Raw genomic sequence first — 11726 nt, 5'->3', positions numbered from 1 at the left:
ATCAGTCAGCCAGCTCCAGAATTCGGGCGACCAACTGCGGGAAACTGTATCCCGCCTGTCGGGCCGCCATCGGCACCAGACTATGACTGGTCATGCCAGGGGAGGTGTTCACTTCCAACAACTGGAAATGACCCTCACCGTCAGCCATCACATCCACGCGGCCCCAACCGCTGCATCCCAGCGCACGCCATGCCGCCAACACTAATGTCTGCAATTCTGCTTCTTTCTCTGCGCTTAAACCGCTCGGGCAGAAGTATTCAGTATCGTCAGAAATGTATTTAGCTTCATAGTCATAGAACTCGCTGGCGGTTTTTATTCTGATGGATGGCAGAATTTCATCCCCCAGGATACCCACGGTGTATTCGGCACCGCTGAGAAAAGCTTCGATCAGCACGTCATTATCGTGACGGAATGCCTCTTCCAGCGCGGCAGGCAAGGCTTCGACGCTGTTAACACGGCTAATGCCTACGCTTGACCCTTCACAGCTTGGCTTCACAAACAACGGCATACCTAAGGCGGCGATCGACGCCTGCGTTGCCGCATCCAAACCGGCATCGTGCTGCTGACGCGTCAGCCAGACAAATTTGCCCGATGGCAGTCCCCTGCCCTGCCACAGCAGTTTGCTGCGCAGTTTATCCATGGTGATGGCCGAAGCCATTACGCCGCTACCGGTGTAAGGCATTTGCAGGAACTCCAGCACCGCTTGCAGCGTGCCGTCTTCACCGCCACGGCCATGTAATGCAATGAACGCTTTGGCAAAACCCTGCGCTTTCAGGTCGAGCACCGAGACATCACGGGTATCAACACCGTGCGCATCAATGCCCATTTCGCGCAGACCCGCTAATACCGCGCTGCCCGAATTGAGCGACACATCGCGCTCTGCCGAGGTTCCGCCCATCAGGACGGCGACTTTCTCAGCCATGACGTGCCTCCGCTTTTGCAGCAGGCTGCAATTCGATTTCAGCCAGTTTACGGGCGATTTTGCCGATATTGCCTGCGCCCTGCACGATCACCAGATCGTCGCCAGAGAGCAGCGGTGCCAGCGCATCCGGTAATGCGTCATGTTCGGACACCAGAATCGGATCAACCTTGCCACGGTTACGGATGGCGCGGCACAGTGAGCGACTGTCTGCGCCCGGAATTGGCGCTTCACCGGCCGGATAAACGTCCAGCATAAGCAGGACATCCACCTGTGACAGCACATTCGCGAAGTCATCAAACAGATCGCGCGTACGCGTGTAGCGGTGCGGCTGGAATACCATCACCAGTTTTTTATCTGGCCAGCCCGCACGGGCTGCTTTGATGGTGACGTCTACTTCGGTTGGGTGATGGCCGTAATCATCAACCAGCATCGCACTGCCAGGATTGCCGTTGACGGCAGCGGTGTCAAACTCGCCCAGCACGTCGAAGCGGCGTCCTGTGCCCTGAAAACTCTCCAGCGCCGCGAGGATGGCGTTGTCTTCAATGCCCTCTTCGCTGGCAACTGCTACGGCAGCCGCCGCATTTAATGCATTGTGGCGTCCCGGTGCATTCAGGGTCACTTTCAGCACTGGCTTATCCTGGCGAATCAGCGTGAAGTGCCCTTGCGCACCACGCTGCTCGTAGTTTTCAATGCGGACGTCAGCATCATCACTGAAGCCGTAAGTGGTGACCTGACGCCCCACGCGTGGAATCAGATCGCGAATCACCACATCATCGACACACATCACCGCACGACCGTAGAACGGCAGGTTATGCAGGAAGTTAATGAATGTCTGCTTCAGGTTTTCGAAGTCGCCCTGATAGGTGTCCATATGATCCGCTTCGATGTTAGTGACGATCGCCACCATCGGCTGCAGATGCAGGAAGGAAGCGTCGCTCTCATCGGCTTCCGCAATAAGGTAACGGCTGGTGCCCAGGCGCGCATGTGTGCCCGCCGCTTTCACTAACCCGCCGTTAACGAAGGTAGGATCTAATCCGCCTTCGGCATAAATACTGGTCACCATCGCCGTGGTGGTGGTTTTACCGTGCGTGCCGGCAATCGCGATGCCGTGACGGAAACGCATCAATTCAGCCAGCATTTCGGCACGGCGAATCACCGGGATACGCTGTTCACGTGCCGCAACCAATTCTGGGTTGTCCTGTGCAACCGCAGTTGATACCACCACAACACTCGCATCGGTCACGTTTTCAGGACGATGGTTGAAATAGATTGTCGCGCCTAGCGCGGCCAGATGCTGGGTCACCGGGTTAGGTGCCAGATCGGACCCGCTAATGTGATAGCCTTCGTTCGCCAACACTTCGGCAATACCGCCCATGCCAGCACCACCGATGCCGACAAAGTGAATGTGCCGGACGCGACGCATCTCGGGCACAATAGAACGCAGTTTTGCCAATTGTTGTGTATTCATCTGTCTCAATTACCTGTTTATCCCGTTTGTACCTGCATTCAGGTACGGGTCAGTCAAACCAACCTGTTAACTTACTTCGCGACGCGTGCGACTTCTTGCGCAACCCGATCGGTTGCATCAGGAATCGCGACCTGACGGGCTTTTTCAGCCATCACCAATAGTGTGGTGCGATCCCAATCGCGCAACGTGCCCGCGACCGCAGCGGCAGTAAATTGCGGCTGCTCGAAAATTTTGGCCGCGCCCGCTTTTTCAAGCGGCAGCGCGTTCCAGTACTGCTGACGATCTTTGTGCTGGAAAGGCACAAAAATGGCCGGTAAACCTGCGGCAGCCACTTCGCTCACCGTCAATGCGCCCGAACGGCACACCACCACATCGGCCCATGCGTAGGCTTCAGCCATGTCATCGATAAACTCGGTGACTTTATGCTGTGGCTGTCCTGCATCGCGATAAGCCTGTTGCACCGTCTCTAGCCCGCCCTTACCGGTTTGATGCCAGAGGCTGATCGCTTCACCCAGCTGCGCGGCAACCTGCGGCATCGTCTGGTTAAGAATACGCGCCCCCTGGCTGCCACCGACCACCAGCACGCGAATCGGACCCATGCGGCCACTCAGACGTTCTGCGGGCAAAGGCAGTGCCAGCACATCGGTGCGCACTGGGTTGCCAACGACATCCGCGGTGGGAAATGCACCCGGAAAAGCTTGCATCACTTTGGTGGCGATTTTCGCCAGCCATTTATTGGTCAGCCCGGCAATACCATTCTGCTCGTGCAGTACCACAGGGATACCGCAGCTCCACGCCGCGAGACCACCCGGTCCGGAAACATATCCGCCCATACCGAGCACCACATCCGGCTGCCAGTTTTTCATGATGCGGCGCGCCTGACGCCATGCATTGAAAATTCTGACCGGTGCCAGTAACAAAGCTTTCACGCCTTTTCCGCGTAAACCGCTGATGCGGATAAACTCAATCTCGATGCCATGCTTCGGTACCAAATCCGCTTCCATGCGATCAGCGGTTCCCAGCCAGCGTACTTGCCAGCCCTGTTCGATCAGGTGATGGGCCACTGCCAGACCCGGGAACACATGTCCTCCGGTTCCGCCGGCCATCACCATCAGCCGCTTGCTACTCATCGAGCACCTCGGGTAAACGCCTGTGCTTTTGCCAGACGCGTTTCATAATCAATACGCAATAAAAACACGATGGCAGTCGACATGATGATCAGACTCGAACCACCGTAACTGATCAGCGGCAATGTCAGACCTTTGGTCGGCAGCATACCTGCAGCTGCACCGACGTTAACCAGCGCCTGGAAGCTAAACCACACGCCAATTGAACAAGCGAGGAAGCCCGAAAAGCGCTGATCGATCTCCAGAGCACGGCGACCAATCGACATCGCGCGAAAAGCGACGAAGAATACCATCAACAGCGCTAAAACCACACCGACATAACCCAACTCTTCACCAATAATGGAGAAGATAAAGTCGGTATGTGCCTCCGGCAGATATTCCAGTTTCTGCACCGAGTTGCCTAAGCCCTGTCCCCAGAATTCACCTCGGCCAAAGGCCATCAGGGACTGCGTCAGCTGGTAACCGCTGCCGAAGGGATCTTCCCATGGGTTCCAGAAGGAGGTCACACGGCGCATACGGTAAGGTTCAGCGATAATCAGCAGGACCACGGCGAAAATACCGGAGCCGATAATCGCCAGGAACTGCCACATCTTCGCCCCCGCGAGGAACAGCATCGCCAGCGTGGTGACGAACAACACCACCACGGTGCCGAGGTCAGGCTGTGCCAACAGCAAGACGGCCAGCACCACCATCACGCCCATTGGCTTGCAGAAGCCCCAAAAGTTATTTCGCACCTCTTCCACCTTGCGCACCAGATAACTGGCGAGATAGCAGAACAGCGAGAGCTTCGATAACTCCGCGGGCTGAATACGTAAGGGGCCGAGCGCGATCCAACGTGATGCACCGTTAACGGAGCTGCCAACCACCAGCACGATCAGCAGCATCACCACCGATGCCATCAACATCACGTTGCTGTAACGCTGCCAAAAATCCATTGGCACGCGCAGTGTCACCAGCGCCATCCCCAAAGCGAGCGCGATGTAAAACGCGTCACGCTTGGCAAAGTAGAACGGGTCTTCATTCAGACGCTGCCCAACCGGCATTGACGCCGACGTCACCATCACAAAACCAATGATCGCCAGGCCAAAGGTCAGCCACAGCAGCGTGCGATCGTACAACACTACCGGCGCGTCATCATTTTCACGACCGCCCATCACCCAATCGCGTAAGCGAACGGAGAGGAAGCTGGCAATACTGGCACCCGGAATGCGCATCAGCTCAACTCCTTCGCCAGTTGCGCGAACTGATCGCCGCGCTGTTCAAAATTACGGAACTGGTCAAGGCTGGCACACGCAGGGGAAAGCAGCACCATATCGCCGGCTTTAACCTGAGGGGCAATCAACGCCATCGCTTGCTGCATGGTCTCAGTGCGCGTGGCAATCTCCGGGCGCAGCGCGGCGAGTGCATCACCGTCGCGACCGAAGCAAAACAGCTGTACGTTGTCACCCTGCAGATAAGGCGTCAGGGTATTGAAATCAGCCGACTTGCCGTCACCGCCCATCAGCAGCCACAACGTGCCTTTCACCTGCAAGCCGTTGAGTGCCGCTTCGGTGCTGCCGACGTTGGTGGCTTTGGAGTCATTAATCCAGCGCACGCCGTTAGCTTCATGCACCAGTTGGAAACGGTGCGCCAGGCCGGTGAAGGTGGTTAACGCTTTCAGGCTTGATGCGCGTGGAATATTGACGGCATCAGCCAGCGCCAGTGCAGCGAGGGCGTTGGTGTAGTTATGTTGCCCCACCAACGTCATATCATCGGTGTTCAACACGCGTTCGCCCTGGGCACGCAGCCAGGTGCTGCCTTGCTGTTGCGTCAGATGGTAGTCGCCAAGGTTAATGCCGAAACTGACACAGCGCACGTCAACGCCACGAACGGGCATGGTCATGCCATCGTCGGCATTCACCACGCAGATGCGGGCATTTTCATAAATGCGCAGTTTCGCCGCGCGATACTGCTGCATACCCAACGGATAGCGATCCATATGATCTTCAGTCACGTTGAGGATGGTCGCCGCTGCGGCCTTTAAGCTGTAAGTGGTTTCGAGCTGGAAGCTGGAAAGCTCCAGTACATACAGCTGCGCCGGGGATTTCAACAGGGTGAGTGCGGGCAAGCCAATATTGCCGCCCACCCCTACCTGCCAGCCTGCCGCACGCGCCATCTCGCCCACCAAGGTGGTGACGGTGCTTTTGCCGTTCGATCCGGTGATGGCGACAATCGGTGCCTGCGCTTCACGGCAGAACAGTTCGATATCGCCGACGATTTCAATCCCGGCATCCGCAGCTTCACTCAACGCCGGATGCGCTAACGCGATGCCCGGGCTGGCGATGATCAAATCAGACGCCAGCAACCAGTCACTGTTGATACCGCCAACATAGCGTTCTACCGACTCAGGCAGTTTATCGAGGCCCGGCGGAGACACACGGGTATCCATCACGCGAGGCGTAACGCCCTGCGCGAGGAAGAAATCAACACAGGATAGGCCGGTAATGCCTAATCCGATGATGACGACTTTTCTGCCCCGATAGTCAGCCATGATTAACGTACCTTCAGCGTTGCCAGGCCAATCAGCACCAGCATCAGTGAAATAATCCAGAAGCGCACAATCACGCGCGGCTCCGGCCAGCCTTTTAATTCATAGTGGTGGTGAATCGGTGCCATGCGGAAAATACGCTGACCGCGCAGCTTGAACGATCCCACCTGCAAGATCACCGACAGGGTTTCAACCACAAACACGCCGCCCATGATCACCAACAAGAACTCCTGACGCAGCAGCACCGCGATGGTACCCAGCGCGCCACCCAGCGCCAGTGAGCCGACATCACCCATAAAGACTTGCGCCGGGTAGGTGTTGAACCACAGGAAGCCCAGCCCGGCACCGACGATGGCGGTACACACAATCACCAGTTCACCCGCGTGACGCAGATACGGAATATGCAGATATTCAGCAAACTTCACGTTACCAGTCGCCCATGCCACCAGCGCAAAGCCTGCGGCGACAAACACGGTTGGCATGATTGCCAGACCATCCAGACCATCGGTAAGGTTTACGGCATTACCGGTACCGACAATCACAAAGTAGGCCAGCAACACATAAAACAGGCCCAGCTGCGGCATGATGTCCTTAAAGAACGGCACCACTAACTGCGTGGCTGGCGTGCCGTGTCCTGCGGCATACAGGGCAAAAGCCACGCCCAGCGAGATCACCGACATCCAGAAGTATTTCCAGCGGGCAATCAGACCTTTGGTGTCTTTGCGTACCACTTTGCGATAATCATCGACAAAACCAATTACGCCAAAGCCCACCAGCACCGCCAACACACACCACACATAAGGGTTGGAAGGATAAGCCCACATCAGCACCGAAACGGTAATCGAGGTGAGGATCATGATGCCGCCCATGGTCGGCGTACCACGTTTACTGAAGTGCGACTCTGGACCGTCGTTACGTACCACCTGGCCAATCTGCAATTTCTGCAGCCAGGCAATCAAACGCGGTCCCATCCACAGCGAAAGGAACAGAGCGGTCAGCAGGCTGACAATGGCGCGAAACGTCAGATACGAGAAGACGTTAAAGCCGGAATAAAGTGCGACCAGATGTTCGGCCAGCCAGACTAGCATGTTCCTTTCTCCTGTAAGCTCTCGACGACCTGCTCCATGGCGGCGCTACGTGAGCCTTTAACCAAAATAGTGATGTCCCGATGTTGGGACAGCAAAGTGCGTAAACGTTCCGTCAGATCGGCTTTAGTGGCGAAATGTTCGCCTTTACCGCTGCTTTCACCGATCAATCGGCTCAGCGTGCCGGTACTCAACACACAATCAATACCCGCTGCCTTCGCGGCTTCCCCTACCTGCTGATGACATTGTTCGGCTTCATCGCCCAACTCGGCCATATCCCCGACCACCATCACGCGATAGCCCGGCATATCGCCTAACACTTGCGCAGCCGCCGTCATGGAACCGACGTTGGCGTTGTAGCTGTCATCGAGCAGTAACTGATTGTCAGCAAGACGAATCGGGAACAGGCGGCCCGGCACGGGCTGCAGGGTTTTCAGGCCAGATTGAATCGCGCTCAGCGGCGCATCAACCGACAGTGCCAACGCTGCCGCCGCGAGTGCGTTGGCAATGTTGTGACGTCCGGGTAAAGGCAACGCCACAGCAATGTCACCGCGCGGAGTAAGCAGGGTAAACAGCGTGGCATCCGCACGCAGCACAATGTCGCTGGCGCGGAATTCCGCCTCTGCCATCGGTTGCGGGGAGAAGCGCCACAGCGTTTTATCGACAAACTGTGATTGCCAGTTGGCGAGGTCATTGCTCTCGGCATTCACAATCGCGGTGCCATGTACTGGCAATCCGCCAAAAATTTCGCCTTTGGCTTTCGCCACGCCAGCCAGTGAACCGAATCCTTCCAGGTGCGCCGCGGCCAGGTTATTCACCAGCGCGGTTTCAGGGCGCACCAGATCGGTGGTGTAAGCAATTTCGCCTTGATGATTGGCACCCAGCTCAATCACTGCGTAATCATGATCCTGCGTCAGGCGCAGCAGTGTCATCGGCACGCCAAAATCATTGTTCAGGTTGCCCGCGGTGTACAGGGTCTCACCACACTGACGCAGAATTGCCGCCGTCATCTCTTTGACGGAGGTTTTGCCAGATGAACCGGTCAACGCCACCACACGGGCTTTCGACTGCTGACGTACCCAGGCACCTAGCTGACCAAAGGCAATACGCGTATCCGCGACCACCACCTGTGGCACATCCACCGGCAAGTGCTTACTTACCAGCAGTGCCTTGGCACCATTAGCGATGGCATCCTTCGCAAAATCATGTGCATCAAAACGTTCACCCACCAGCGCCACAAACAGACTGCCGTCGGCGACCTTACGCGTGTCGCTCGTCACATCCGCAATGGTCAGGTCTGCGCCCAGCAATTCACCGCCGCTAATCTCTGCCAGTGTTTTCAATGAAATCGGAATCATGCCATCACCCCCAGCAAGCGGGCGACAGTTTCACGGTCGGAGTAATCAAGGCGGCGGTTGCCAATAATTTGATAGTCTTCGTGGCCTTTACCGGCCACCAGCACGATGTCATCAGCGCTGGCTTGCATCACCGCGTTAGTGACCGCTTGCGCACGTCCTGCAACGATGCGAGCGCGGCCGGGATCGAGCAAGCCAGTCAGAATATCGTTAACAATCGCGCCAGGCTCTTCGCTACGCGGATTGTCGTCAGTGATCACCACAATGTCAGAGAACTGCTCGGCAATCGCGCCCATCAGTGGACGTTTGCCTTTGTCACGATCGCCGCCACAGCCAAACACGCACCACAGCTTGCCTTTGCAGTGCAAACGAGCGGCTTCCAGCGCTTTTTCCAGCGCATCGGGAGTGTGAGCATAATCCACCACTACCGTGGGTTTTTCTGGCGCGGTGAATACTTCCATGCGACCGCATACCGGCTGCAACTGCGAGGCGCTTGAGACCAGCGCCTCCAGCGGATAATCGAGCGTCAGCAAGGTCGCTAAGGCCAGCAACAGATTGCTGACGTTGAATGCGCCCATCAGGCGGCTGTCAAATTCACCGTTACCCCAGCTTGAGCTGAACTGAATATGCGCACCGCCATCGTGATAGTTCACTGCGGTGGCTTTAAGCCAGCGACCACGGCAACCCGGCTGCAAATTGTCGCCCATGGTAACGGCAACCGCATCCGGTAATTTTTCCAGCCAGCGGCGGCCCACTTCGTCATCGGCATTGACGATCGCAGCGTTCACCAGATGCTCAGAGAACAGCAGCCATTTCGCCGCTTCGTAGCTCTGCATATCGCCGTGATAGTCAAGATGATCGCGGCTGAGGTTGGTGAACACGGCGGCGGCAAACGGCAGCGCAGCCACACGGTGTTGCACCAGACCGTGTGAAGAGACTTCCATCGCCGCCAGAGTTGCGCCCTGCTCGACCAGATCATTCAACACATGCTGCACATCAACCGCAGAGCCGGTGGTGTTTTCGGTAGGCACCAACTGACCATACAGGCCATTCCCCACCGTGCCCATCACTGCGCCGGTTTCGCCTAGCAGGTTGGCCCACTGAGCAATGAGCTGTGTTGTGGTGGTTTTTCCATTGGTACCCGTCACGCCGATCAATTTGAGTTTTTCAGCAGGCTGCTGATAAAAGCGCCCGGCCAGTGCAGAGAGACGCTGCTGCAACTGCGCCAGATAGATAACCGGGACGCCGTGCATCTCGCGGATATCTCCATCGCTGGCTTCGCCCTCGGCTTCGGCAATCACTGCCGCTACGCCCTGAGCAATAGCTTGCGGAATAAAACGACGTCCATCAGCATGATGGCCCGCCACGGCGATAAACAGATCGCCAGCAGCCGCTGCGCGGCTATCCAGTGTCATGTCACGGAGTGGACGCGCCGGCGCACCCGGCACCCACGGGGCCAGTAATTCGCGCAGGTTACGATCGGTCACTTGATTCCTCACTTCTGTTCTTCACCAACTCGTTCTTATCAATTGTTGGCAACGCATCAGGCTCGATGTTCATGGTACGCAGCACACCGCCCATGATGGCGCCAAACACCGGTGCAGAAACCGCACCACCATAATATTTACCGGCCTGGGGATCGTTGATCACCACCACCAGTGCAAAACGAGGGCGACTGGCAGGCGCAACGCCTGCGGTGTAAGCAATGTATTTATTGACGTAGCGTCCATCCGGCCCGACCTTTTTGGCGGTACCGGTCTTGATAGCGATGCGATAGCCTTTGATAGCGGCTTTCACACCACCACCGCCAGGCAATGCAACGCTTTCCATCATGTGCATCACCGTTTTCACCAGGTCTTCCTGGAAAACGCGTTCACCCGCCACCGGCGGGTCAACTTTGGTGATCGACAGCGGGCGATTGATGCCATAGCTGCCAATGGTTGCGTAGACTCGCGCTAACTGTAACGGCGTTACCATTAGCCCGTAGCCGAAAGAGAAGGTGGCCCTCTCTATGTCAGACCACCGTTGTTTTTGAGGGTATAAGCCACTACTTTCCCCGACCAGCCCCAAATTGGTCGGTTTACCCAGTCCAAAGCGCGCGTAAGTTTCTACGAGTGCTGAGGAGGGCATCGCTAACGCCAAACGTGAAACCCCGACGTTACTCGACTTCTGTAAAACCCCGGTAAGGGTCAATTCGTTATAGCGCGCCACGTCTTTGATCTCATGACCATTCACGCGGTACGGCACGGTATTCAGGACGCTGTTCTCTTTCACCACACCGCGTTGCAGTGCGGTCATCACCACCATCGGCTTCACTGTGGAGCCTGGCTCGAAGATGTCGGTAATCGCGCGATTACGCATCACATCTTTCGGGGTGTTGCTGAGATTATTGGGGTTGTAGGCTGGGCTGTTAGCCATCGCCAGCACTTCACCGGTGTTCACATCCACCAGAACCGCGGTACCCGACTCCGCTTTGTTAAACGCCACAGCATTATTCAGTTCACGGTAAACCAGCGCCTGCAAACGCTCATCAATGCTCAGTGTCAGGTTGTGAGCAGCGCGGCTGTCTACCGAAGAAATATCTTCAATCACGCGGCCATTGCGATCTTTACGCACGGTACGTTCGCCCGGTGCACCGGTCAGCCATTTGTCGAAGCTTTTTTCGATTCCTTCGATGCCCTGACCATCAATGTTGGTAAAGCCAATCAGATGCGCGGTGACCTGGCCTGCAGGGTAATAGCGGCGTGACTCTTCACGCAGGTAAATGCCTGGCAAACGGAGTTTTTTGACATACTCACCAATCGCCGGGTTGACCTGACGTGCCAGATAGATAAAGCGCCCTTTCGGGTTTGCGTTGATGCGTGCAGCCAGTTGATCCAGTGGGATCGATAGCGCATCGGACAGCGCTTTCCAGCGGCTATCCAGAGAGACCCCGCCATGTTCTGCCAGCTCTTTGGGATCGGCCCAGATCGCATTCACCGGCACACTCACGGCTAAAGGACGACCTGCACGATCGCTTATCATCCCACGAGCAGTAGGAACGGATTGCACACGCAGGGAACGCAAATCCCCTTCTTTCACCAGCTTGTCAGGATTGATCACCTGCAACCACGCAACGCGTGACAGCAAGCCGCCCAGAGCCAGTAAAATACAGCCGCACAGCAACGCAAAACGCCAGCTTATAAAGCTGGCCTTATCTTCCTGTTTTTTTAACTTCAGCGTTTTGCCTGCGCCGCTCATTG

At 56.6% G+C, this 11726-nt stretch carries 9 protein-coding genes; all 9 read right to left on the bottom strand.

The features are described 5' to 3' along the window. Position 1: 1 nt before the first annotated feature. Positions 2 to 922, bottom strand: coding sequence for a D-alanine--D-alanine ligase (locus tag ACPUC8_RS08365; RefSeq protein ID WP_039329339.1), 921 nt, complete (start codon positions 920 to 922; stop codon positions 2 to 4). Next, positions 915 to 2390: a UDP-N-acetylmuramate--L-alanine ligase gene (gene murC / locus ACPUC8_RS08360; protein WP_039329341.1), complete on the bottom strand. Its 1476-nt coding sequence runs from the start codon at positions 2388 to 2390 to the stop codon at positions 915 to 917. The genes ACPUC8_RS08365 and murC overlap by 8 nt, the downstream gene beginning before the upstream one ends. A 71-nt stretch (positions 2391 to 2461) precedes the next feature. After that, the gene (gene murG, locus ACPUC8_RS08355; protein ID WP_039329342.1) at positions 2462 to 3520 is read right to left on the bottom strand and encodes an undecaprenyldiphospho-muramoylpentapeptide beta-N-acetylglucosaminyltransferase; all 1059 of its coding nucleotides are present in this window, start codon (positions 3518 to 3520) and stop codon (positions 2462 to 2464) included. After that, positions 3517 to 4731 (bottom strand): cell division protein FtsW, encoded by a 1215-nt coding sequence (gene ftsW / locus ACPUC8_RS08350; RefSeq protein ID WP_039329344.1) that lies wholly within the window; start codon positions 4729 to 4731, stop codon positions 3517 to 3519. The genes murG and ftsW overlap by 4 nt, the downstream gene beginning before the upstream one ends. After that, positions 4731 to 6047 (bottom strand): UDP-N-acetylmuramoyl-L-alanine--D-glutamate ligase, encoded by a 1317-nt coding sequence (murD, locus tag ACPUC8_RS08345; RefSeq protein ID WP_494926026.1) that lies wholly within the window; start codon positions 6045 to 6047, stop codon positions 4731 to 4733. Before murD ends, ftsW begins: the two co-directional genes overlap by 1 nt. A gap of 2 nt (positions 6048 to 6049) precedes the next feature. Beyond that, on the bottom strand, positions 6050 to 7132 hold the full coding sequence (mraY, locus tag ACPUC8_RS08340; RefSeq protein ID WP_039329348.1) for a phospho-N-acetylmuramoyl-pentapeptide-transferase: 1083 nt from the start codon (positions 7130 to 7132) through the stop codon (positions 6050 to 6052). Further along, entirely contained in the window at positions 7126 to 8487 is a 1362-nt protein-coding gene (gene murF / locus ACPUC8_RS08335; protein WP_039329349.1) for a UDP-N-acetylmuramoyl-tripeptide--D-alanyl-D-alanine ligase, read from the bottom strand. The genes mraY and murF overlap by 7 nt, the downstream gene beginning before the upstream one ends. Then, the gene (murE, locus tag ACPUC8_RS08330) at positions 8484 to 9971 is read right to left on the bottom strand and encodes a UDP-N-acetylmuramoyl-L-alanyl-D-glutamate--2,6-diaminopimelate ligase (RefSeq protein WP_039329351.1); all 1488 of its coding nucleotides are present in this window, start codon (positions 9969 to 9971) and stop codon (positions 8484 to 8486) included. Before murE ends, murF begins: the two co-directional genes overlap by 4 nt. After that, a complete protein-coding gene (locus tag ACPUC8_RS08325; RefSeq protein ID WP_039329353.1) occupies positions 9958 to 11724 on the bottom strand; it encodes a peptidoglycan glycosyltransferase FtsI in 1767 nt (588 codons plus the stop codon). Before ACPUC8_RS08325 ends, murE begins: the two co-directional genes overlap by 14 nt. Positions 11725 to 11726: the final 2 nt, after the last annotated feature.

This window comes from Pantoea sp. CFCC18177 (assembly GCF_059412425.1).
This window is presented reverse-complemented; position numbering and strand designations above follow the sequence as displayed.